The sequence below is a fragment of the Candidatus Chloroploca mongolica genome (assembly GCF_004762035.2).
In the GTDB taxonomy this organism is placed as follows: Bacteria; Chloroflexota; Chloroflexia; order Chloroflexales; family Chloroflexaceae; genus Chloroploca; species Chloroploca mongolica.
On record NZ_SIJK02000008.1, the window covers coordinates 87864 to 111964 of the forward strand.

General features: G+C 60.5%; 15 protein-coding genes. 5 read left to right on the forward strand and 10 right to left on the reverse strand.

Annotated features, from left to right (window positions below; all coding sequences use genetic code 11):
- Nucleotides 1-72: 72 nt before the first annotated feature.
- Nucleotides 73-3474 carry an ATP-binding protein gene (locus EYB53_RS06590; RefSeq protein ID WP_135477413.1) on the reverse strand — a complete coding sequence of 1134 codons (3402 nt, stop codon included), beginning with the start codon at nucleotides 3472-3474 and terminating at the stop codon, nucleotides 73-75.
- A 346-nt stretch (nucleotides 3475-3820) separates the two neighbouring features.
- On the opposite strand from EYB53_RS06590, the gene EYB53_RS06595 reads away from it, so the two are divergent.
- Nucleotides 3821-7348 (forward strand): galactose-binding domain-containing protein, encoded by a 3528-nt coding sequence (locus EYB53_RS06595; protein WP_135477414.1) that lies wholly within the window; start codon nucleotides 3821-3823, stop codon nucleotides 7346-7348.
- A gap of 73 nt (nucleotides 7349-7421) precedes the next feature.
- Here EYB53_RS06595 and EYB53_RS06600 read toward each other — a convergent pair whose 3' ends face one another.
- The 6 genes from EYB53_RS06600 to pepF (EYB53_RS06625) form a co-directional block, all read right to left on the reverse strand.
- Entirely contained in the window at nucleotides 7422-7835 is a 414-nt protein-coding gene (locus EYB53_RS06600) for a MaoC/PaaZ C-terminal domain-containing protein (protein WP_167857291.1), read from the reverse strand.
- A gap of 20 nt (nucleotides 7836-7855) precedes the next feature.
- Complete coding sequence (locus EYB53_RS06605; protein ID WP_135477416.1) at nucleotides 7856-8314, reverse strand: FAS1-like dehydratase domain-containing protein; 459 nt, start codon at nucleotides 8312-8314, stop codon at nucleotides 7856-7858.
- Between the two features lie 122 nt (nucleotides 8315-8436).
- On the reverse strand, nucleotides 8437-10041 hold the full coding sequence (locus tag EYB53_RS06610) for an acetate--CoA ligase (protein WP_205712596.1): 1605 nt from the start codon (nucleotides 10039-10041) through the stop codon (nucleotides 8437-8439).
- Between the two features lie 99 nt (nucleotides 10042-10140).
- Complete coding sequence (locus EYB53_RS06615; RefSeq protein ID WP_135477418.1) at nucleotides 10141-11043, reverse strand: DMT family transporter; 903 nt, start codon at nucleotides 11041-11043, stop codon at nucleotides 10141-10143.
- A 54-nt stretch (nucleotides 11044-11097) separates the two neighbouring features.
- Entirely contained in the window at nucleotides 11098-12909 is a 1812-nt protein-coding gene (gene pepF / locus EYB53_RS06620; RefSeq protein ID WP_135477419.1) for an oligoendopeptidase F, read from the reverse strand.
- Nucleotides 12910-13391: 482 nt separating this feature from the next.
- A complete protein-coding gene (pepF, locus tag EYB53_RS06625; protein WP_135477420.1) occupies nucleotides 13392-15191 on the reverse strand; it encodes an oligoendopeptidase F in 1800 nt (599 codons plus the stop codon).
- 197 nt (nucleotides 15192-15388) lie between these two features.
- On the opposite strand from pepF (EYB53_RS06625), the gene EYB53_RS06630 reads away from it, so the two are divergent.
- Complete coding sequence (locus tag EYB53_RS06630; protein ID WP_135477421.1) at nucleotides 15389-16027, forward strand: 50S ribosomal protein L25; 639 nt, start codon at nucleotides 15389-15391, stop codon at nucleotides 16025-16027.
- Nucleotides 16028-16083: 56 nt separating this feature from the next.
- Here EYB53_RS06630 and EYB53_RS06635 read toward each other — a convergent pair whose 3' ends face one another.
- From EYB53_RS06635 to bcp, 3 genes are all read right to left on the reverse strand, one after another.
- The gene (locus tag EYB53_RS06635) at nucleotides 16084-17241 is read right to left on the reverse strand and encodes a glycosyltransferase (protein ID WP_371879076.1); all 1158 of its coding nucleotides are present in this window, start codon (nucleotides 17239-17241) and stop codon (nucleotides 16084-16086) included.
- Between the two features lie 8 nt (nucleotides 17242-17249).
- Complete coding sequence (locus EYB53_RS06640) at nucleotides 17250-17909, reverse strand: hypothetical protein (protein WP_135477423.1); 660 nt, start codon at nucleotides 17907-17909, stop codon at nucleotides 17250-17252.
- Nucleotides 17910-18083: 174 nt separating this feature from the next.
- Nucleotides 18084-18551 carry a thioredoxin-dependent thiol peroxidase gene (gene bcp / locus EYB53_RS06645; protein WP_135477424.1) on the reverse strand — a complete coding sequence of 156 codons (468 nt, stop codon included), beginning with the start codon at nucleotides 18549-18551 and terminating at the stop codon, nucleotides 18084-18086.
- A 229-nt stretch (nucleotides 18552-18780) separates the two neighbouring features.
- Between bcp and EYB53_RS06650 the strand changes: the two genes are divergently transcribed.
- The 3 genes from EYB53_RS06650 (at nucleotide 18781) to EYB53_RS06660 (ending at nucleotide 23485) form a co-directional block, all read left to right on the forward strand.
- On the forward strand, nucleotides 18781-22143 hold the full coding sequence (locus EYB53_RS06650) for a type ISP restriction/modification enzyme (protein WP_135477425.1): 3363 nt from the start codon (nucleotides 18781-18783) through the stop codon (nucleotides 22141-22143).
- Nucleotides 22144-22892: 749 nt separating this feature from the next.
- Nucleotides 22893-23159 (forward strand): hypothetical protein, encoded by a 267-nt coding sequence (locus EYB53_RS06655; RefSeq protein ID WP_135477426.1) that lies wholly within the window; start codon nucleotides 22893-22895, stop codon nucleotides 23157-23159.
- Nucleotides 23160-23278: 119 nt separating this feature from the next.
- Complete coding sequence (locus EYB53_RS06660; RefSeq protein ID WP_135477427.1) at nucleotides 23279-23485, forward strand: hypothetical protein; 207 nt, start codon at nucleotides 23279-23281, stop codon at nucleotides 23483-23485.
- Nucleotides 23486-24101 lie beyond the last annotated feature (616 nt).

Sequence of the window (24101 nt, forward strand, 5' to 3'; positions counted from 1 at the left end):
GTGACATGGGCGGGCCTGGGCAACACCCTGGTTTCTCACGGCATCACTGGCCCGCGGGCCATTTGATACTCATCATGACACGGCTGCCAGCATGCGATGCACCTCAACGTCTTCGAGGTACGAGCGTCGCAACACGGGATCAGTGATCATCGCGGCGCGTTGCGCAAGGATACGGCGAGCTTGCGTGACGACGGCTGTGGCCCGCGGGTCGTTCAGGGCGTCGAGCACGCGCCAGCAGGCACCAAAGATGCGCAGCAGATCTTCGCTGCTGTGCAAGGCGCTGTCGTCGAGGTGGCCGAGCAGAGCCTCGATGGCGGTGCGGGCGGCGGTGCGATCGCCGTTCACCAGCGCGGCCACCGCAAGGCCAGCGCGGGCTTGCATGGCGCGCGCTGGTTGATGCAGCGCGTGCCGTAGTTCCAGTGCTTCACGATAGAACGCAAGGGCGGCGTTGGCGTTCTGCTGCGCCAGCGCGATGTGACCGAGATAGGTGAGGCTGTACGCGATGATCGAGCGTGCGCCAAGGACGCGGGCCAGATCCAGGGCCTCTTGCACGTAGCGTTCGGCTATCGTCTGGTCGCCCATCAGGTGGAAGAGCAAACCCAGTCCGCTGAGGCTGTGCGCTTCGCCGAGGCGGTTGCCAATCGCTCGCCGTAGTTCTAGCGATGCCTGATAATGGGTGTGCGCCTGCTGATACGCGCCCTGTTCGCGTGCCGTGCGCCCCAGGTTGACCAGGGCCGTTGCTTCGCTGCGTCGATCACCGGTGCTGCGACTCAGGTTCAGTGCAGCGGTGAAGAACTCTTTGGCTTCGCTGTAATGCCCTTCGTCGTAGGCGACGACGCCAAGGTTGTTGAGCACCATGCCTTCGCCGGGGCGATCGCCGATGGCCCGGTCGATCGCCAGTGCGGCCATGTACGCCTCGCGGGCTTCGGTGCAGCGCCCTTGCTCTTCGGCGATCACCCCGAGATTCGCGAGGGCAATGCTCTCGCGCTGCGCATCGCCGAGGCTCCGTGCGAGCAGCAGCGAGGCTTCGTAGGCGGCGCGGGCTTCGGCGTAGTCACCGCGGATCTCGGCTAGCCAGCCAAGCCCCGAACGGCAATCGGCCTCGATATGCGGCAAGCCTGCGGCCTCTGCATGGGCGAGTGCCTGCCGCAGATATGCTTCACCAAGGCCATAGTCGCCTTGGCGAGCATGCGCGTTGCCACGAAAACGCCCCACCAGTGCCGCAAGCGCGGGTTGGTCGGTGAGGGGAAGCAGTTCCTCGATCTTGCCAAAAAGAAGAACCGCCGCGCCGTGTTGCCCCTGTTGCGAGGTGAAACGCCCTTGATAGGCCCGTAGACGGGCGATGACGGCGACACGCTCAGCGGCAAAAGATGCGCTCGGCGCGGTCTGGGCTGTCATCATCAGATGATCAGCCGCGCTCTGAAAGAGCCCTTCGCCTTCGCGTAAAAAGCCCAGGCGTTCATAAAGCAGCGCCAGCGCATCGGCAGCTGCCCCCAGGGCGTCGGCCTGCCCGTGCTCGCTGGCCCATTCCCACGCTTGCCGCAGGTTCGCCAGATCGGCGCGTAACCCTTCAGTCACCGTGCGCGGATTGCGCCCGGTCAACGCGGGCAGCGCGTCGGCCAGGGTTTGTAGGAAGTAGGTGCTATGATGCGCACGGGTCGCCCTGGCCCCGCTCGCTTCGAGCCGTTCACCGGCAAACTGGCGTAACAATTCGTGCAGTTCGTACCGTTCGTCGCGTTGCCGCACTAGCGATTTTTCTACCAGCGCCCGTAACAATGGGCGTATGGGCGTATCAACCAGGTGCCCCAGCACCGCCTCGGCGGCGGCGAGCGTACAGCCTCCGCGGAAGACCGCCAGCCCGGTCAGCGTGGCGCGTTCGTGGGCATTGAGCAACTGCCAGGAATGGTTGAAGATCGCCCGCAGGCTCCGCTGACGTGCAGGCACATCGTGCAGCCTGGTGGCAAGAAAATCGGTGTTGCGCGCAACTTCCTGGGCAATCGTGGCGCACGGCAATTCACGGGCCCAGGCTGCGGCGAGCTCGATGCCCAGGGGCATGCCTTCGACCAGACGACAGATCGTTGCAACCGCCGGGGCTTCGCGTTCATCAAGTTCAAAACGGGCACTGACCTGGATCGCTCGCTGCACAAAGAGTTGCACGGCGCTATAGCGCGCCAGTTGCGGCGGCGTCAGCATAGTGAGCTCGCGGGGGTAGGCCAGCCCTTCCAGGTCAATGAGCCACTCGGCCCGTAAGTGCAATGGTTCACGTGAGGTGACGAGCAGCCGTACGTCGGGGGCGGCCTGCAAGATCGCATTGACGATAGGCGCAAGCTCGGACAAGTGCTCGGCATTGTCGAGCAAGACAAACATCTGACGCTCGCGCAGCCCATCAAGCACCTGATCGAGAGCGGGCCTGGTTGGATCAAGGTGCCAGCCCAGCGTTGTCGCCAGCGCCGCCGGTACCTGGTCGCTCTGTTCAAGCGGTGCGAGCGCAACAAAAACAGCCCCGTCGCGCATCGTCGCTGCATGCGCAAGCGCCGCCTGGCTTGCCAGGCGCGTCTTGCCGATGCCACCTGGTCCAATCAGGGTGAGCAGGCGGCAGGCCGGATCAGCGAGCCGTTCGGCGAGCAACTGCAATTCCTGCTCGCGCCCGATAAAGCTCGTTGGTTCGTTGGGAAAGCCGACTAGGGCGCGCGGGGTTGGCTCGGTACGGATGGCTTGCACCGGCGTATGGGTGAAAGCACCGGATCGCAACCGCTGGTAGAGCGCGACAACCTCGGCAGAGGGTGCCACGCCAAGTTCGCGTTCCAGCACGCTCTGGTAGCGGTCGTAGCTTGCGAGCGCCGCGAGCAGTTGCCCGTGATGGGCCAGCAAGAGCATCAGGCGTTGCTGCACCTCGTCGTCAAAGGGTTCATCGGCGAGCAAGGCCTCGGCGTGGAGAATGCCCTGCGCATACGCCCCCTGATCGAGGTAGATCCGGGTGAGCTCGCGGCGGGCCATCAGCACGAGCCGACGCAGGTGCTCTTGTTCAGCCAGCACCCATGCCTCAAACGTCGGCGTATCGCGCACCGCAAAGCCCTGGAGAAACTCGCCCCGATAGAGCGCCAGGCCGGCTTCGTAGCGGGCAGGATCGACCAGATCGCGCCCAGGGGTGAGCAACCGGATCAGTTCCGTCGCATCGAGCCAGCACGGCAGTTGCGGATTCAAGCCGACCTCACGGCGCGACGTCTCAAGATAGGGGCCGAGCACCTGCCGCATCCCGGTCAACAAGACACTCAAATTAGCCCGTGCGCGATCCGGGCTCAGCATTTCGCCCCAGAGCAGATCAGCCACAATCTCGCGCGCCACCGGACGCCCGACATAGGCCAGATAGACAAGCAACGCCTCGGCCTTGCGCGACCCAAGCTCGCCCAGGGGTTGACCATCACGCTGCAACGTGAGCCCACCAAACGTACGAATGTTGAGACCTGTCTGCATACATATCTGTTGTGCTGAAGGCTTCCCTTAAGGCGGATGGGCCGCAGGCCCCTCCACCTTAAGAGAAATTTTACCATGCTCATCGGTCTCCGCTAAGGTTTTGCTAAGAGTCGCTCTGGTATCGTGAGTCACCATTGATGAGTAGTCTGTGAATGAAGTTTTCTGGCGTCCTCAGCCGTCCACGAATTGGGGCCACGAATAAACGAATACCGCACTGCAACGCCCATATTCGTTTATTCGTGATCAGTATTCGTGGTCGGCGGCGCTACCGGAACATGTAGTTCACAGACTAATGAATTTGTTCGATTTACGCTGCATACAAGAGCACTACGCAAGGAGTCTAGCTGTGAAACGAATCCTTCTTTTTCTCCTCCTGATCGGTTTTTTCGCCACGTTGCTCGCTGTGCCGCCTGCGGCGGCTCAGCAAGAGTACGACGATGATCCGTGGGCAATCCCGCCTGCCCTGACACAGGAGCCGCTCGATTGCGCGAATTCGCCGTTTGGCCGTGCGATCATTCTTGGCTCCGAGCAAGAGATTTTTGTGGGGATGCGCGGCGCGGGCGCGGGACGCCAGGGCTGGGTGCTGCATGATCGGTTTGATCTGAATCCTGATGGTACCGCGCTCGTTCGCGATGGATCCTGGCCGGCCATCGACGAGACACCCAATGCCAATGCGCAAAATGTCAGCGCCCTTGCCAGCACGACCGGCAAGTTCCGCTTCGAGAGCGATCGCTCCCAACTGGTGCAGGTCTACACCGGAGCCGATGGCACCGTGCGCTGGCTGGTGCATGAAGAGGGTCAGCCGGTGCTCGAACGGAGCCTGCTGGTCTCGAATTATGCGTTGTTGCAAGTCGCCTCGGGTGTGCTGAGTCGCGCCCCTGGGCGTACCGAACGCCTAGCGCTCGCAAGTCGGACAGCGATTGGTTCGCTCAATGTCTTCATTATCGAGCCGCTCCGCGATAGTCAGGTGCCGCTCGCGACCTGGCGTACCGACCAGGATGGCCGCAAAGATGTTGTTGATCTCCAGATGGCCGTGGGCGACCTCAACGGCGATGGCTTCAACGACGAGATCATGCTGGCCTTGAAGAAAGAGGACGGCGAAGTCGAGGTGATCGTGCTGCGTTACGATCCCGACTATACCGGGCCTGATGGTGGTGCCAATTTCAAGAGCAGGTTGCGCGAGGTTGCGAATTTCACCCTCAATACGGGGACTCCCACCCTGGTACGCGTGGCTGCCGCTGATCTTGATGGCCGCCTCACAACCGGCCCGGGCGCAAGTCAGGGCTCAGGCGACTACAAAGACGAGATCATTTTGCTGACCGATACCGATCAGCCTGATGTGCGCCCCTTTAGCCCACAGTACACAGTGCATACCTTCTCGCTCAATGCCTCCGCTGAGAATCCCGAGGTTGAACAGATCGTGCAACGCGGGACGTCGACGGTTGTCGTGGAGTCTACCTCGAACCTGACGCTCGCTACGGGCGATCTTGATGGCAGCGGGCGTGCCGAGATCCTTGTGGGTGAAGTTGCCCCCGATGAGCTTGCGGTCCGTGCTTTTGATGGTGCCACCGGTACCCCGCGTGAACTGGCCCGCTTTGCGATCGCGATGACCCCAAGCCCCGGTCTTCCGCTCGCGCTTGCGGCGGGCGATCTTGACCGCGACGGCCTGCACGAGGTTGGCCTGGCCTTCCTCAACAATCAGGCATTGCAGGTGACGACGCTTGCCTATCAACCCGAGACGCTAACCCTGACCGAACGCGATACGGTGACGGCGAGCGATGCTGGTCGCCAGAATGCGACCTTTATTGACCTGGCCTTTGGCGATTGGAACGACGACTCGCTCAAGGCGCTTTATGGCGAGCCGCAGGGCAGTTCGATCACCTGCAAGACGGTGCAAGAACCCAATGTTGTCTCGGTTGTGCATGCTCCGCCCTATTGGCAACGGCTGCAGGGCAATCGGCTCCGTCTGGCCTCGATTGGGCAGTCAACGAGCTTTGCCCAGACCGACGAGCGTGCCTTGACGGTTTCAAGCTCGCATGCAGTCAGTGCTTATTTTGGCGCTGGATTTGAGGCTGATTTTATTGTAGCAAAAGTTTCGGCTACAGCGCGGGTGACCGCAGGCTATCAGTATACCGGCAGCGTCACGAATCGCGGCGGTACCACCGAAGGCAAGACAACACGGGAAGCCTGGACGAATGATGCCGGCAGTTTTGCGGCGATCGAGCGTACCACGTATGACTGCTACAACTACCGGGTTGTCCAGGACGGCCAGGAACTCGATGCGGGCATGCGTTTCTGCGAGTACAAAGACTATGCTTCGCTTGCGACGGATGTGAGTCGCTGGAACAGTCTTTTTGGCCCAGCCAACAATGCGCAGGCGCTCCAGTGGATTCCGCTCAACCGCGACTGGGCGAATCTGGCCCTCTTCCGTCGGGCGACGGTGGCACAGTCGAGCACGGTGAGCGAGGCAGCCGCCGCACGTGCCATTGACGGCATCATCGATCCCATCTTTGCCAATGGCTCGGTGACGCAGACCGAGGCTGAGGATGCCCCCTGGTGGCAGGTTGATCTTGGTCTCACGCAGGAACTTGGCGCGGTGCGGGTCTGGAATCGCAACAATCTGGGCTGCGACGATCTTTCGTGCGCCGCCCAGTTGCGTGATTTCTATGTCTTTGTCTCGGATACCGATTTGCGTACTATCTCGAATGATCCTGCGGTGCTCAAGGACGATCCCCGCGTGGCGACCTTCTTTACCGAGGGCCAGGGCGGGCGCGTGACCAATATCCAGACCTACCAGAACAATGCGCCGATCTTTGGGCGCTACGTGCGGGTGCAACTCGCCGGGACGGGCTATCTCTCGCTTGCCGAAGTGCAAGTCTTTGGCGAGCGCCAGGTCGATCCTGATCGCTACCCGATCAATGTCAGTGACAGCGATCCCAACGATGGCTACTTTACCGTCAGCCTCTATAACCCGCTGACCGGAGGCATCGAACAGGTGCGTCAGCGTGGGCGTTTGCTCTGGAATGGCGCCAACTACGGTGTGCTAGCGGCACGTCGCATCTCGGTCGGCAACCCGGTTTCGTCCTGGTCACTGACCGAAGAGCGCACAACGTTTACGACGCAGGCTGACGCGACGAGTCACAGTGTCAGCATCGGGGCCGAGTTTGATGCCGAGGTGAGCGCCGGCGGCGGCAAGGTCGTCTTTGGCGGGGGCTACGAGTATACCTCGGGTGTGCTCACCGAAGATGTGCGCTCGACTGAATGGGGCACCGCCTTTGAGATCGGTGGAGGCGTGCAGGGCTTCCCGGCCACCGTGGGTGGCGTCGCCCTCGGGCCAGGCCAGTGCGAATACGGTTTCCAGCCCTACTATTATGAAGTAACCGAAGAGTCGAGCACTGGCTTCCTGCATCGCTTCATTGTGGTTGACTACACTGTGCCCAACGCCTCGCTCAACCGCAATAATCTCGCGTTCTGCCGCCAGCCAACCGCCAATCAGCCGATCGTCGAAGCCGACATCAATACAGTGGCCCCTGGCAGTAGCCTGATCTTGACCGCACGCGGCTTTACCGACAACAGCGAAAACCTGATCGAATTGCGCTACCCTGGGCAGGAAAACTTTCGCCAGGTCGCACGGATCCGTATGAGCAGCATCGGCGAACTCGTCTTTGTCCTCGTCACTTCACCCAACGATCCACCGGGCGACTACGCGGTACGCATCCGCAGCGTTGCTCAGGGCACCAACCTGGCCCAGGCGCAGGAAGCCACAACCGCCTTTACGCTCAGCACCGACGCCGCGCTCGTCGAACCTGCCCCGCCCGGCGTCCCGGTCTTTAGCCTCCAGCCGCGGCTCTACCTGCCATTGATCTCCCGCTAGCGGCGGCGTCAATACGCTCTGGACGCGCAACAAGCCAGCATGTGCTGGCTTGTTGCACGTCCAAAAAGAAAGCCTACACCAATGCCATCATCGTCCCGACAGCCTTCAGTTGCTCGCCATCGCCACGAGCCCAGAGCTCGGCGGTGACCATGATGCGCTCGTCGGGCAGGCTTTCGGTACGGGTGATGGTGCCGCCAACGTGCAAGGTTTCGCCGGGGCGGGTCGGGGCGCGAAAGCGTACCTGAAAATTGAGCAACCCACCTGGTCCGGCGATGTCGGTCGCCAGACGCCCGAGCATGCCCATCACCAGCATGCCGTGCGCAATCACGCCGTCAAGCCCCGCTGCCTGCGCAAAACTCGGATCGGTATGCAATGGGTTATAATCACCCGACGCTGCCGCATACGCGACAAACAATTCGGGGGCAAGCGGCCCTTCGGTAAAGCCGGGGATCGCGTCGCCAACCTTGAGTCGCCTGGATGCTGCCACAGCCTTCTGCTCCTCTCTGCTCACCCTTCTTCCCCACGCACAACGACGACCAGTTGGTCGGTCAGCACCAGTTCGCTCTGATCGTTATACCAGCAGGTTTCGAGCGTCAGCACTTCAAACGGCCCGCTCTTACCCTTTTTCTGTTCCAGTTGCACCAGTTCGGGTGCGGCGATCAATTCATCACCCGCGAAGATCGGCAGATGGTACTCATAGCTCTGCTCGCCGTGCAAGAGGCGTGGCAAGGGTGCGCCGAGTGCCTCAAGTTCGGCCAGCAACGCGGGGTTCGCCCAGAGGCCATAGCGCGTCGCCAGCGTTGGCGGCGCAGGCAGGTCTGGCAACCCATCTGCCTGCGCTGCTTCGACCGAATGATAGATTGCTGCCGTCTCGCCGAGCGTTACCGCTAGCGCCCGAATATGCTCACGCTCGACGGTCACGGTGTAGGGGCCAAAGGTGCGCCCAAGGTTGGCTGGATCAATCATCGTTTTCCACCACACCAGATAAATCACGCATCGTCCGCAGATCGCGCAAGCCGCGTACGTGTGCCGAAAGAAAAACGACGCCCCCGTTTGACATCGTCAGCCCGTCGTGCGACACAACGCCGCTACTGACTCTCCTGTTCAGCCCGCGCCCTAAGTTCGATCCGCCGAATTTTGCCACTGATGGTCTTGGGGAGGTCACGGACAAACTCGATTTCGCGGGGGTACTTGTAAGGGGCCGTATTGGTCTTGACAAATTCCTGGAGTTCATGCTGTAGCTCCTCTGATGGTTGCGCACTCGATACCAGTACGACATACGCTTTGACGATCGAGCCGCGGGCTGCGTCAGGTTTGGCGACCACCGCCGCCTCGGCCACCGCCGGATGCTCGATCAGCGCACTCTCGACTTCAAATGGACCGATGCGATAGCCTGCGCTGATGATCACATCGTCAGACCGTCCGACAAACCAGTAGTAGCCATCTTCGTCAACATACGCCCGATCACCGGTGACATACCAGTCACCCCGGTGACAGGCCGCTGTCCCATTCGGGTTGCGCCAGTATTCTTTGAAGAGCCCGACCGGGCGCTCGGGGCGCACCCGTACCGCCAGATCGCCCTCTTTGCCAGGGGGCAACGGCTCGTTCTCGTCGTCAATAATCGCCAGATCGATCCCCGGCAACGGCTTGCCCATCGAGCCAGGGCGGATCGGTTGGCCCGGTGGGTTGCCGCACAACAAAACCGACTCGGTCTGCCCATAGCCATCGCGTACCGTCAACCCGGTCGCCTCGCGCCAGACATCAATCACCTCGGGGTTGAGTGGCTCACCGGCACTGACACACGAACGAAGGGCCGAAAAGGTAAACGCTTTCAGATCTTCCTGCACTAGCAGTCGGTAGATCGTCGGGGCCGCACAGAACGAGGTGATCGGATAGCGCTGCAACAGTTCCAGCGTCTCGTGGGCGTTATATTTGCCGCGCCCATCGTGGATAAAGAGCGTCGCCCCCATATTCCACGGCCCAAAGAGGCTACTCCAGGCGGCTTTGGCCCACCCGGTATCCGACAGATTCCAATGCAGATCGTCGGGTTTCAGGTCGAGCCAGTAGGTGCCGGTAATGCGATGGCCGATGGGATACGAGGCGTGGGTATGCAGCACCATTTTGGCGTTGCCGACGGTGCCCGAGGTAAAGTAGATCAACGCCGGATCGGTGCCTGGCGTCGGCATGCGCGCCCGCTCGGGCGCACCCGCGCTGATCAGATCTTCAAAGCCGGTTGTGCCCTCAACCGGCGGGCCAACCACAATCAGATACTCAAGCGTTGGGCATTGATCACGAATCGCCTGGATCTTTGCCGCGCCATCGGCATCGGTAATCACCGCCCGCGCCTCGGCGATATTGATCCGATAGATGCTATCCTTTGGGGTCAACAAGACGGTGGCCGGCATCGGCACGCCCCCCATCTTCATCAACCCGAGGATGCTCTCCCACCACTCGGCAACCCGTGGCAGCATCAGCAGCACTCGATCACCGCGCTGCAAGCCCATCGCTTCAAGCCCGTTCGCCAGGCGATGCGAGCGTGCCCGAAACTCCGCAAAGGTAATCAGCCGTTCTTCACCTGTCGGCCCCACCCAATGCATGCCCAATTTCTGTGGATCATCCGCCCACCGGTCAATCACATCATACGCCCAATTGAAATCCTCAGGCATTGCGAGATCGATTGCCACCGTCACCATTGACCTCCATCGGATCAGGCCCTCCATCGGGCCATGCGGCATTCCACAGGGGTATGACGTTATCCTACTTCAGACCGCTCTATTCTGCAAGTAGTTCGTTTAGCGTGAACGCATCACCAGCCAGATCCCCAGGGCTACCCCGGTTGCGCCAAGCGCATCAATCGGACGCAGCGGGTCGCCCAGCAGCAAGGCCCCCAGTACCAGGCCAAAGACCGGGGTAAGAAAGAGGAACGTATTGGCGCGACTCGCATCACCGTGGCGCACCAGGAAGAGGTAGAGCAACATGGTGACCCACGAGAGCATAATGCACATATAGATCAGCGCAACAATGAAGTTCGTATCCCAGATCACCTGGTCAACCGGTTCCCAAAGAAAACTGGGGATCAGCAAGGCAACCCCGCCGACGAGCAACTGGATCGCATTCATCCCGGCCAGGTCGTATGGCAAAGCCCAGCGCTTGAAGAGGATCGTGCCCGCCACCATCGAGATATTGGCCACGAGCACCAGCGCCATATGGAACGGGCTTTCGCCAGTGCCCATCCGTGCCGACATCAGAAAGACGACGCTGACAAAAGCCAGCGCGAGGCCAAAAAATTTCTGTAACCCGAGCCGTTCGCCCAGCAAAAACGGGGCGACAAAGGCGAGCATCAACGGATTGGTGCTCGCCAGAACCGCCCCCGTGCCTGCGGTAATGCCCTGCAGCGCAGTCGCCGTAAAGCCAAAAAAGAAGGCAAAGCTCAAGATCCCCAACACGCCGAGCCGAAGCCAATCGCGCAGCGTGCGTGGCAACGAGCGCCGCAAGAAGATCACGATGAGCAACAACACACCGCCCGACAAGACAAACCGCAGGCCCATCAAAAAGAGCGGTGGGCTACTCCGCAAGGCAAAGGCGACGGCAATAAAACCCGTCGACCAGAGAAACGAGAAGGTGAGCGCAAGGCTGGTGTAGACTGGAACGGAAAGATGGCGAACCCCTGGCTCAACTGGCGTGGTCGCTTGCATATGATGTTCTTGCTCCCTCTGTTCCTCTGCGCCTCCGCGCCTCTGCGTTAAAACTCACGCCCCATCCATCTGTTCAAGCTGCTCCAACAACAGCCCAAACGTCTCCATCGCGGCCTGCACTGGCGCGGGGGTTGCCATATCCACCCCGGCCCCACGCAGCAACTCGATCGGCGAACGCGACGAGCCGCCGCGCAAGAAGCCCAGGTAGCGTTCGACCGCCGGTGCCCCTTCGCTCATCAGTTGCCGACTCAGGGCGAGTGCCGCCGAGAGCCCCGTCGCATACTGGTAAACATAGAATTTGTAGTAGAAGTGAGGAATCCGCATCCACTCAAACGCGATCTCGTCGTCGAGCGTTACCGCTGGCCCGTGATACCGGGCGACTAGATCATAGTAACGCTTGCTCAGCCCATCTGAGGTGAGCGGCTCGCCTGCCTCGACGCGGGTGTGCATGTCCAGTTCGAAGCTGGCAAACATCGTCTGCCGAATGATCGTGCGCCGGATATCCTCGATCTGCTGGACAAGCAACATCCGCCGGAGTTGCTCGTCGTCGCGGTGTTTGAGCAGATAGTCGGTCAGCAGTGCTTCGTTGAGGGTCGAGGCGACTTCGGCGACAAAGATCGTATAGCCACCATAGACGAAGGGCTGGTTGCGCCGCGAAAAGAAGGAGTGCATCGAATGGCCCAGTTCGTGGGCCAGCGTAAAGGCATCGTTCAAGCGATCCTGGTAGTTGAGCAAAACATACGGTGGTGTGCTATAGGATCCACCACTGTAGGCCCCACTGCGTTTGCCTACGTTTTCGTACACATCAATCCAGCGACTGCCAAAGGCCTTCTGCAATGCCGCCGCATACTCGTCGCCGAGGGGCGCAAACGCCGCAAGCATCATCTCACGCGCCTCGTCGTAGGGCACGATCAACTCGGGCGTCGGCACAGGCTGCGCATAGAGATCGTAGATGCGTAGCTCATCGAGGCCCATCAGCCGCTTGCGGATCTCCATGTAGCGATGGTTCAGGCCAAGATTGGCTTCGACGGTTGCGAGCAGATTGTGGTAGACCTCCAGCGGGATCTCGTTTGGATCGAGCGCCGAAGCCAGGGCCGAGCTATAGTTGCGGATGCGCGCATCAAGCACGTGCGTCCGGATGGAGGCCCCGAGCGTCGTTGCCATCGTATTGCGGAAAGGCCGATACGCACCATAGTAGCTCTTAAAGGCATCGTGGCGCACCTGCCGATGGTTGCTCTCGAGAAACCGCCCATACCGTGCGTGCGAGAGCTGCACCGTCGCGCCGTTTTCGTCGGTAATGCTCGGAAATGTCAAATCCGAGTCGGAAAGCATCTCGAAAACTTCGTAGGGTGCCCGGGTGACATCACTAAACTGCGCCAGGACGCCTTCAACCTCAGCCGAACGAATATGCGCCCGCTGCCGATTCAGCTTCTCAAACTCGTACGCATACATTTTCAGCGTCTCAGTCTCGGCCACCCATCCCGCCAGGACCTCCTCGGGAATCGTCAAGATCTCTGGTTCAACATAGGCCATAGAGGCCATCACCCGCGCCGCAAACGAACCGGCCCGCTCTTGCAAGGCCTGCCCAACCGGATCAGTCGCATCAGAGTCTTTGCGGTGCATCGCATAGACATAGAGCGCATAGATCCGCTGCGCCGCCTCGTCGCGCAGTTGCAACACCTCAGCTAGGTGCTCCCCACTCTGCCCCAGGCTCCCCTGGAATGACGCAACCTTGCGCGCCAACTCCTCAATCGCCGCCAATTCCCGTTCCCACGTCTCGACATCGCCAAAAACGATACTTAAATCCCATGTATATTCAGTGATCGCCTCACTGCGGGTCGGGACTTTATGCGTGTCAATGCTCATGTGTATGTATGCTCCTCATTAGTCCGTGAACTCGGTTTGCTGATCTGCTGCCTTCGAGACAAGAGTGCCAGCTTATGGTTTCAGCGTACGTTACCGTACTTCGCGCCTCTGCACCTTTGCGTCAAACAACCTGTCTTCTTTGCAAGGTTGTGCACCTAATACCAATTCTGCTTGAAGGTGCCGCATTGTCACCCTGAGTATCTTATGGCCCGCGGGCCAGTGATGCCGTGAGCAACCAGGGTGGTGCCCAGGCCCGCCCTTGTCACCCCGAACGGAGTGAGGGGTCTTCCATGCCGATCAGGGCAGATTCCTCACGGCGCCTACGGCTCCGTTCGGCATGACCGTGGCGCCGTTGCGCTCCGCGCATGAGATGTTGTTGCTGAGGAGCGCAGCGAAGCATCTGTGCCGTCGGGACGCCCGAGACCCTTCGCTTCGCTCAGGGTGACAATGCGGCCTCCTCAACGGTAAATGGTATAAGCCCTCTACCCCACCAAGGCTTCCAACCGACTGACAAAACCTTCCAGCACCGCGAAGGCGCGATCAAGTGGCTCGGGGGAGGTCATGTCGATCCCGGCCATCTTGAGTGCGTCAAGGGGATAGACCGAACTGCCCGCGCCGAGGAACCGCAGGTACTTCGCCTGCGCTTCCTGATCGCCACCAAGCACATCGACCGCCAGCGCATTGGCTGCGGCAATGCCCGAGGCGTACTGATACACATAAAAGTTGGCATAGAGATGCGGGAACTGCGCCCAGACAATGCCGTCACGTTCGGGGTCAACCTTGACGGCTGGCCCGTACCCGCGCGCAAAGAGGTCACTCAAGACGCTGTTCATGCCGCTCGCGGTCAATGGTTGCCCCTTTTCGGCCTGATCATGCACGTGCTGCTCAAATTGCGAAAGGATCGGCATTAAAAAGAGATAGCGATGGAAGTTGGACATTGCCTCTTCGAGAATCGCGATCTCTTCGTCGCGTCCGGGTTGCTTCGCCAGCAGGTGGCCGCGGAGCAGCGCCTGGTTGAAATTCGAGGCGACTTCGGCGACAAACAACGCATAGTCGGCATAGATCGGTGGCTGGTGCTGCTGCGTGTACCAGGTGTGCATCGAGTGGCCGAGTTCGTGGGCCAGTGTGCTGACATTCACCAGTGTGCCATCAAAGTTGAGCAGGATAAACGGGTGCGTGCCGTAGCTTCCGCTCGAATACGCCCCACTCGTCTTGCCCTGATTGGGATAGACATCGACCCAGCGTTGCGTCGTTAGTCCGTCCTGGGCCGTCGTCTGGTAGGTGGCCCCAAGTGGGGCGACCGCCTGGGTGACGATCGCAACGGCCTCGTCAAAACTGTACCGCAACGTCGGACCAAGGGGCGCAAAGATATCGCACGCCTCGATCTGTTCAAGGCCCAGCGCCCGCCGCCGGATCGCCCAGTAGCGGTGCCAGATCGGCAGATGGCGGTTGCACGCGTCAATCACATTTTCATAGACGGTGCGTGGAATATTGCTCGCAAAGAGGCTCGCGTCAAGGGCGCTTGGGTAGCGCCGGGCGCGGGCATTGAACACATCGCCTTTGACGCTGCCAGCATAGATCGATCCGATTGAGTTTTTGAAGCGCAAAAAACCATCTTGATGGCTGCACCAGGCATTGTAGCGCAGGGTGCGATCAGGGCTGTGCAGCAATTCTTCAATCGTGCTGGTCGTTACGGTATGCGGTTCGCCCTGGGCATCAAGCGCATCGGCAAACTGCAGATCACCCTCGGCTAGCATTTGATACGAACTATAGGCCGCACTCAGTGGCTCTGCCGCCTGGGCGAGCAGTTGCTCAACTTCACCCGAACGCACATGGGCCGCCCGTCGGCGCAGGTTCTCAATCAAGTGCCGATACACCGCCAACCCTGGCTCAGCCGCGATCATCCCGTCGAGATGCGTCGGCTCAAGCGCAAGCAACTCAGGCTCAACAAACGCCGTCGTTGCCCCCAACCGCGCATAGAGCCCGATCGCCTGATCGCGCAAGGCGGCGGCGGCTTGATTGGTCGTATCAACATCAAAGTTCATGCTCGTATAGACAAACAGCCGCCCCATCAACACCTGAGCTTGCTCAAAATGTTGCAAGGCCGCAAGCAACGTCGCCGGCGCGTCACCCAACGTCCCGGCATACGCAGCTAGTTTTGGCAATTCACTCGCTAAACGCTGGGCATCGGCATGCCATGCGGTTATATCTGGATAAACACTAGTAATATCCCACGTATCTTGAAGTACAACTTCGGATCGGCCAGGTAATGTCTTTGCCATATCTTTCCTTATTCATATGAGTAGTCATCTGTAGCAAACGTAATCTGCCCATTATACCAAATCCGCTCAACCTGAATGCGCGTTTATGGTATAATCACGTGCTGGCGCTGAGCTTCCCACGCTCATCGCCTCTGCTTATTCGCTGTGGGAGTATTGTGCAAGCATGGGCTATGCACAAGATGAGGAACAGCACGACGATGAGAACACAGTACACGATCCCTGCCCAGAAGAGGATGGTTCTTGGCAAAAAGGTCAAGCACCTGCGCACCCAGGGCCTGTTGCCCGCCACGGTGTATGGCCGTGGGATCGAGCCGGTCAGCATTCAACTCGATAGCAAAGCCTTCAATCTGATGTTTCGCCAGGCCGGGCGTACGTCGCTGATTGACCTCTTCATTGATGGTCAATTGATGTCGGTCTTTGTTCAGGATGTGCAGCGCCATCCGGTCAAGCGCGATATTCTGCACGTTGATTTCAAGGCCGTTGACCTCAAGCGTGTGATCCAGGTCGAAGTTCCGGTGATCGCGGTTGGTGAGTCACCCGTGATTGTCCGTGGCGATGCGCTGCTCAATCATGCCCTCTCAACGGTGATGGTCGAGGCGTTGCCCGCTGAATTGCCGCAGCACATCGAAGTCGATATCAGTGTGCTCGACCAGATGGATAAGAGCATCCACGCCCGCGATCTGGCCGCCTCAGGGACCTACAAAGTCCTTACCAACGCCGATGCCGTTGTCCTCTCGCTGACCCAACTCCGTGCGACAACGGAGACCGAGGACGAAGCGGCGGTTGTTACCGAGCCGGAATTGATCCGTCGCCCACGGAGCGGCGACGAAGAGTAGGTCTGTTCGGCGCAGCGCGGCCAGCAATGTTGGCCGCGCTGCGCCAATGCTTCCTGCTATCCGGTGTATGTCCGCCCTTTCCAGACGACCCCGCGCCCGCTGCCGACCCGCCACATGCCCCATCCCGCGATCAAAAGATAGCTCATCATCCCCAGGGGCCAGAGCAGGCCGTACCATCCGCTGAGCCGGTAGAGCCGACGGTAGAGCCATCCCCAGAGAAGCAGGCTGACCACGAGGCTGCCTAGCCCTAACGCGAGGATGCTCCATCCCAGGGTGTCTGATCCCAGGGCAAGGAGGGCGGCGCCGCTCGCCAAGATCCAGTAAGGCCCCAGCGCGAGGATGAATTGCCGTAGCGCGATCCAGCCCGAGCGCATGCCCCCGCTGCGGTAGCCTGCGGCGGCGTTCTTCATCAGTCCCTCGGCGACTTCGCGGCCATTGTTGTACATCCGTACCCGCAGGTAGTCAAAACCTTCGCCACCCCCGAGCCGATACCCCGCTCGGCGTAGTGCCTGCGCAAGCTGCACATCTTCGAGGACTTCGTTGCGCACCGCCCCATGCCCGCCAATCGCTTCGTAGGCTTCGCGCCGGATCAGAATGCACGGCCCGTTGGCAAAAACCTGATCGGGTCGTACTTGCGGATCTTCAAAGCGTTCGAGTGGGTAGAGCGTGGTGATCATGCCGAGAAAAGGCGGCAGGATCACGCGCTCCCAGAAGGTGCCAAGTTCGAGCAAGGGCAGGACGGTGACGAGATCCAGGTTCTTGGCGGTCGCGTAGCTCATCAAGACGCTGGTGAGTTGCGGCGCAGGCGCGGTATCGGCATCAAGATAGAGCAACCACTCGCCATGGGCCGTTTCGCCGAGTTGTTGACAGGCATTGCATTTGCCGACCCACCCGGCTGGCAACGGTTGCCCCGCCAACACACGTAACTTCGAGTTGGCGAGTTCGGCCAGACGCGCAGCGGTACCATCGGTCGAACCATCGTCAACCACGACCACCTCGAACTGCGGATAATCTTGTGCCAGTGCCCCGGCGACCGACCGCCCGATCGCCCGCTCTTCATTGCGGGCCGGGATCAGAATCGAGACCAGGGGCGCATCAGCGGGCAACGGCGCAGGTGCGCAAAAACGAGGCTGGCGTTGCACCCGCCTCCAATCGCGCCAGTACCCCACCAGCAACAGGATCGTCAGGCCACTTGCAAGGGCAAAAAAGAACACCAGACACGCTACCCTTCGAGGCGAGGACGTTCAGGTTCCTGAACTAACTGCGCCCGAACTTCATCCGGCAGATCCATCGCCGTCGCATCACCCTGGATCACATAATGGAAGTTCCCAACTCCTACCGCACGCATCAACTGCGCCATCACCTTTTCCACATTATCGTAGGGACCATTGACAAAAAAGGGCTTGCCTTCCTCACTTCCCGTTGGCACCTCAACGCTACACGTCTCGGGTGACGTTGCCAGCAACAGCAACTCAGCCTGGGCAAAGATCGGGTCAGGCTTGAAGCCTAGGTTGGCGGCATAATTCACGCCCGTAAAGATAATCTTGGCGGCCAGATTGGGATCGGCTCGCTCCATTGGCCGCACCCCGAGCATATGTGCCCGCAGGCCAGCATTGTACTCGTTGACATCCTTGTGCAACTTGACCTGCGCACTCTTGACCCCAAGGCAGCCAAGGTCAACCAGGAAACTTGCCGCCGCGATTTTGCCCGATGTAGGCGAACGGCGCGCAAAGAGGATCGTCGTCAGAGCCCCTGGTTTTTCCCAGCCCGTCGACAACAACGCCTCATACACCGGCCAATCGCGGGCAATCGCCATCCCGCCAACGGGCCTGGCCGCAAGCCCACCCTCAGCACCCGCTTTCTCACGTTTCTTCTTGCCCATAAAATCGCCCTCACCCCAGGTTTCAGCTGCACGTTAAACGCAATACCATTCACAGAAGCTCACGCGAAGGCGCGAAGGGTTAGCGAACGCACCTACACTAAAAACTTTGCGCCTCTGCGCCTTTGCGTCACATCTTCTTCCTCTGCGCCTCTGCGCCTTTGCGTCAAATCATCCTCACCCCAACGCCGCAACGGCATTCGTCACACTCTCAGCAGGCTTCACCTTGCGTGCGGCCTCGATCACGACACCAGCTTCATCAATCACAAAGTGTGAGCGCTCGATCCCCATATACTTCTTGCCATACATCGACTTCTCAACCCACACCCCATACGCCTCGGCGACCGTATGCTGGTCATCAACGAGCAACGTAAACGGCAGATTGTGTTTCGTCTTGAACTTCTGGTGCGCCTTCACGCCATCGGGGCTTACACCCAGCACCACTGCATTCTTCTCCTCAATCGTCGGATACGTATCGCGAAAGCCACACGCCTGGGTCGTACAGCCCGACGTATCATCTTTCGGATAGAAATAGAGGATCACCTTCTTCCCACGAAAATCCGACAACTTGACCGGCTCACCCGTCTCACTCACAATCTCAAAGTCGGGCGCCATCTCCCCGACCTGAACCTTCGGCTCAGACATTGTCCCCTCCTTGTAAAACTGTGACCGACTCTCTCCATTTTACCTGAAATCGGGAGCAGAGGCGCAGAGGGGTTTTAACGCAGAGGCGCAGAGGCGCAGAGGCGCAGAGAGATCTATAATACAGAACTTTGCGCCCCTGCGCCTTTGCGTCAAAAACGTTGCGCCTTTGCGTCAAAAACGGGGTATGCTATACTTGCCAAGGCGTCGCACTGTGTCCCCGAGGCCGTGTATGGATATCGTTGCCACCTATCTCCGCGATCTCCGTGATATTCGCTCTTCTGGCTCTGCGGTCAAAGAGACGTCGTTTTATCCGGCGCTTAGTACGCTGCTCAATGCGGTCGGCGCTGAGTTGCGCCCGCGGGTGCGCTGTGTCCTGACGCTGAAGAATCGCGGTGCGGGCATCCCTGATGGCGGTCTTTTTACCGCTGATCAGATTGGTCGCCACGCGCCTTCCGATGCTTTTCCCGCGCCGCTGCCTGCCCGTGGGGTGCTTGAGGTGAAGGGGGCCGGCGATGATGTGGCGGCGATTGCCCGTAGTCCGCAGGTTCAGAAGTACCTCGACGGGTATGGTCAGGTGCTGGTGACGAATTATCGCGATTTTGTGCTCGTTGGGCGCGATGCCCACGGTCGCCCGCTGCCCCAGGAGCGCTATCGCCTCGCGGCGACCGAGGCGGAGTTCTGGGCGCAGGTTGCTGATCCGGTGGTGTTTGCCGCGATCCACCGCGAGCGTTTGGTTGAGTATCTCAAGCGGGTGTTGCTTGCTGCCGCCCCTTTGACGAGCCCCGCCGATGTGGCTTGGTTCCTCGCCTCGTATGCCCGCGATGCCCGGATGCGCGTTGAGCATTCGCAGTTGCCTGCGCTCAAGCAGGTGCGCAAGGCGCTGGAGGAGGCGCTTGGCATTAGCTTCAACGAGCAGCGCGGCGACCATTTCTTTCGCTCGACGCTGATCCAGACGCTCTTTTATGGCGTCTTTTCGGCCTGGGTGCTCTGGCACCACGAGGATCCTGAGCGCAGCGATAGCTTCGATTGGCGTCTGGCGCAGTACTACCTGCACGTCCCGGTGCTCCAGGCGCTCTTTAGCCAGATTTCGACGCCTCAGCGCCTTAGGCCGCTTGGTTTGATGGAGGTGCTGGACTGGACCGGCGCGGCGCTCAATCGGGTCGAGCGGGGCGCGTTTTTCGCTCGCTTCGATACCGGCCATGCCGTGCAGTACTTCTACGAGCCCTTTCTCGAAGCTTTTGACCCCGAGCTACGCAAGGATCTGGGGGTCTGGTATACGCCGCCCGAGGTGGTGCGTTATATGGTCGCCCGCGTTGATGCCGCCCTGCGCGACGAGTTGGGGGTGGCCGATGGTCTGGCTGACCCCAGTGTGATCGTGCTCGACCCTTGCACCGGCACCGGGGCGTATGTCGCCGAGGTGCTGCGCCAGATTGCGGCGACGCTGCGGGCCAGGGGCGAGGATGCGCTGCTGGGCCAGGATGTCAAGCGCGCGGCGCTGAGCCGGGTCTTTGGCTTTGAGTTGCTGCCGGCGCCTTTTGTCGTTGCGCACCTTCAGATTGGCTTGCTGCTGCAGCAACTCGGTGCGCCGCTCGCCGACGACGAGCGCGTCGGCGTCTACTTGACCAACGCGCTCACCGGCTGGGAGCCGCCGGACGATCCGAAGCAGGCCGTCCAGCTGCGCTTCCCCGGTCTCCCCGAACTCCAGGACGAGCGCGACCAGGCCGAGCAGATCAAACGTGGGGCGCCCATCCTGGTCATCCTCGGCAACCCGCCCTACTCTGGCTACGCCGGCATTGCGCGCATCGAAGAGGAGCGCGATCTCTCCCATGCCTATCGCACGACCAAGCGCGCCCCGGCACCGCAGGGCCAGGGGCTCAACGACCTCTATGTGCGCTTCTTTCGCATGGCCGAACGCCAGATCGTCGAAACCAGTCGGCGCGGCGTCGTCTGCTACATCTCGAACTACTCCTGGCTCGACGGACTCTCGTTCACCGGCATGCGCGAGCGCTACCTGGAGGTCTTTGACCGGATTTGGATCGACTCGCTCAACGGCGACAAGTACCGCACCGGCAAGCTGACGCCCGACGGCCAACCCGATCCCAGCGTCTTCTCGACCGACTTCAACCGCGAAGGCATTCAGGTCGGCACGGCGATTGCGCTGATGGTGCGACGAGGGCCGCAGCCCAAAGAGGCAGCGATCGCCTTTCGCAACTTCTGGGGCCGCGAAAAACGCACCGAATTGGACACCGCAGCCACGAAGCCAGACACCACCGCTGCCTATCAACTGCTTGACCCGCCCGCGCCGCTGGGCTTCCCCTTCCAGCCAGCGCAGGTGCAGGCTGATTACTTGAACTGGCCGCTGCTGCCTAATCTCTTCCCCGCTTCCTTTCCTGGGGTCAAGACCAGTCGTGATGATGTGCTGGTGGCAATTGACCGCGAGCGCCTGATCGAGCGCATGCGACAGTACTTTGACGCGCAGATCAGCCACGCCGAAATGGCCCGGATTGCGCCTGGGGTTATGGAGCCCGGTGCCAGATTCGATCCCATCGCCACCCGCGATTACCTCTGCAAACGCGGCTTCCTGCACCAGAACATCGTGCGCTACTGCTACCGACCGTTTGACGTGCGCTGGCTCTATTGGGAGCCGGAAACCAAGCTGCTGGATGAAAAGCGTAGCGACTACTTCCCGCACGTTTTTGCGGGCAATGTGTTCCTGTTCACTACAGGGCGAACCCGGAAAGATGAGATTGAGCCTGCCTTGCCTATCCGCATCCTGAGTGATTTGAACTGTATGGATAGTGGCTCTAGGGGTTTCCCGTTGTACCTCAAGACACCGCTATTTGATAGCGAGAGCCCGGGTGGGGAGTCAGTGAATCTTAGCACGACAGCTCGAAAATATATTTCTGAGCATAGCTTATCGGCTTCTCACCTGTTCTATCATTGCTTGGCAATCCTGCATTCATCACAGTATCGCAATGAGAATCGTGACGCTCTACGAGGGGACTGGCCGCGCATCCCGCTGCCAGCCACGAGCGCAGCGCTGCTCACTTCAGCGGAACTCGGGCGACAGATCGCAGCGCTGCTCGACAGCGAACACCCGGTAGCCGGCGTCACCAGCGGCGCACCCCGTGACGAACTGCGCCCCATCGGCATCCTAAGCATCATCGGAGGCGGGCAGATCAACCCGAGCGCCGGCGACCTCGACCTCACCGCAGGCTGGGGCTACGCCGGACGCGGCGGCATCACCATGCCCGGCAAAGGCCGCGTCGTCGAACGCGCCGCCAGCGAGGGCGAAAGCTGTCCCGCACTCGGCCTCGCTGCGGGTGGAACAACGCTCGACATCTACCTGAACGACCGCGTCTACTGGCGCAACATCCCGCCAAACATCTGGGCCTACACCATCGGCGGCTACCAAGTGCTCAAAAAATGGCTCAGCTACCGCGAACGCCCGCTACTCGGACGCAGCCTCAGCATCGACGAAGCCCGCGAAGTCCGCGACATCGCCCGGCGCATCGCCGCCATCCTACTGCTGGAACCCACGCTCGACGCCAACTACCGCGCAGTGACGGAGGCAACGCATGGGTGGAAGTGAGGCAGAGGCGCGGAGGGGTTTTAACGCAGAGGCGCGGAGGCGCAGAGGCGCAGAGGGATGAGGAGGTTTGGGGGAGGTTTCACGCGAATGTAGGGGCGCAGCAGCCCATGGCCCCCCCGTCAACAACCGGCCCCTCTCATCGCTGCTGCGCCCCCAGGCAGCGTTGGTGGCAGTGGCGCCTTGGCGTCAAAAACGGGCTTGTTTCACGCAAAGGCGCGAAGCACCGGGGCGAATGACGGCAAATGGGCCGATCCCATGCCCACGGCAGGGCGCAGCAGCGATGGAGGTGACGTTGCGATCAACCGATGCGTAGGGGCTGCTGCGCCCCTACATGTGGGCACCGGGGTGGTTGACGGCAACGGATCAATTCCATGCCCACGGCAACGGGCACCGCAATGGATAACGGCGACGGGGCGCGAATGTAGGGGCGCAGCAGCCCATGGCCCCCCCGTCAACAACCGGCCCCGCGCATCGCTGCTGCGCCCCCAGGCAGCGTTGGTGTCAAAAACGGCGTGGATGTGCTAATGCAAAGTCATTTCGATCGTCCGCAGATTACGCAGATGAGAGCGTCCGCATCTGCGTAATCTGCGTAATCTGCGTAATCTGCGGACTTTATCTAACCCTCCTGGGACTTTGCATCAGCCCTGGGTGAATGTGACGCTCTTCGGCAGACATAGTACCTGGGATGCTATAATTGCACCACGCACGACTCGGCACACCGTCTGATGACCCAGACGAGGAGATGAACGATGGCAGCGTATGGCACGGATTGCTCAGTGACAACCACCGCTCTGCTGATCAACCACTGGCGGACGACTCCGCCCTGGCAGAAGCTAAACGCGATCAACGAGTTGAACGAGGCGCTCAAACTCCTGGCGCTGAGTGACCTTCGCCGCCGCCATCCAACCGAATCGGAGGCACAACTCCAGCGCCGCCTGGCGACACGCTGGCTGGGCGCGGAACTGGCGGATCGAGTCTATGGACCAATGACTGAGGGCGCTGATGCAGCCGACTGAAGTCTTGCTTCTCGCAATTCGCCCGGCGTATTGCTCAGACGGTCGCAATCAATCCCGAGCGGCACGCTTACTTTGTGAGCCCAGAAGATATTATTCTGATCAAACTGGAATGGTATCGCATGTCGCAAGGCATACTTGATCGCCAGTGGAGCGACGTGCAGTCGGTGCTTGCCACGCAGGAGAGCACGCTCGATACCGCGTATCTGCGCCATTGGGCCACGCAACTCGCGATCGCTGACCTCCTCGATGCCGCACTGCATGGGGTGCCACCACCACGGTTGACGCAACCAGACGGTGACTCGCAGCAGCTACGCCTGGATCTGTGACTGGTTGAGACAGCCGGGCACTGGGGCGTATCATACGGCGATGCGTTGAGCCGTCTGGAACGTACATTTGCTGACATCCTCCCAGCTGTGTCATGCTGAGTATCAAATGGCCTGTGGGCCAGTGATGCCGTGAGCAACCAGAGTGTTGCACCGGCCCGCCCATGTCACCCCGAACGAACGTGAGGGGTCTTCCATGCCGATCCGTGCAGATTCCTCGAACGCCGCCCTTGTCACCCCGAACGAACGTGAGGGGTCTTCCATGCCGATCCGTGCAGATTCCTCACTGCGCCTGCGGCTCCGTTCGGCATGACCGTGGCGCCGTTGCGCTCCGCGCATGAGGTTTTGTTGCTGAGGAGCGCAGCGAAGCATCTCTGCCGTGGGGAAGCCTGAGACCCTTCGCTCCGCTCCTGATAACATCCTTGAATGTTAGCACGGTGCCACTGGCCCGCGGGCCATTTCGTACTCAGGGTGACACAACATCAGAAAACTTCTGTTCCAGCGCCAATCCATGCCCACGGCAGGGCGGGCACCGGGGCGAATGACGGCCATCAGACCAATCCCATGCCCACGGTAGGGCGCAGCAGCGATGGAGGTGGCGTTGCGATGAACCGATGCG

Bases quoted from the DNA above. Each gene is read 5' to 3' on its own strand.
- pepF (WP_135477420.1), bottom strand. From the start codon at position 15,191: ATGGCAAAGACATTACCTGGCCGATCCGAAGTTGTACTTCAAGATACG.
- EYB53_RS06630 (WP_135477421.1), top strand. From the start codon at position 15,389: ATGAGAACACAGTACACGATCCCTGCCCAGAAGAGGATGGTTCTTGGC.
- EYB53_RS06605 (WP_135477416.1), bottom strand. From the start codon at position 8,314: ATGATTGATCCAGCCAACCTTGGGCGCACCTTTGGCCCCTACACCGTG.
- EYB53_RS06655 (WP_135477426.1), top strand. From the start codon at position 22,893: ATGGCAGCGTATGGCACGGATTGCTCAGTGACAACCACCGCTCTGCTG.
- EYB53_RS06610 (WP_205712596.1), bottom strand. From the start codon at position 10,041: ATGGTGACGGTGGCAATCGATCTCGCAATGCCTGAGGATTTCAATTGG.
- EYB53_RS06615 (WP_135477418.1), bottom strand. From the start codon at position 11,043: ATGCAAGCGACCACGCCAGTTGAGCCAGGGGTTCGCCATCTTTCCGTT.
- bcp (WP_135477424.1), bottom strand. From the start codon at position 18,551: ATGTCTGAGCCGAAGGTTCAGGTCGGGGAGATGGCGCCCGACTTTGAG.
- EYB53_RS06640 (WP_135477423.1), bottom strand. From the start codon at position 17,909: ATGGGCAAGAAGAAACGTGAGAAAGCGGGTGCTGAGGGTGGGCTTGCG.
- EYB53_RS06660 (WP_135477427.1), top strand. From the start codon at position 23,279: ATGTCGCAAGGCATACTTGATCGCCAGTGGAGCGACGTGCAGTCGGTG.
- EYB53_RS06650 (WP_135477425.1), top strand. From the start codon at position 18,781: ATGGATATCGTTGCCACCTATCTCCGCGATCTCCGTGATATTCGCTCT.
- pepF (WP_135477419.1), bottom strand. From the start codon at position 12,909: ATGAGCATTGACACGCATAAAGTCCCGACCCGCAGTGAGGCGATCACT.
- EYB53_RS06590 (WP_135477413.1), bottom strand. From the start codon at position 3,474: ATGCAGACAGGTCTCAACATTCGTACGTTTGGTGGGCTCACGTTGCAG.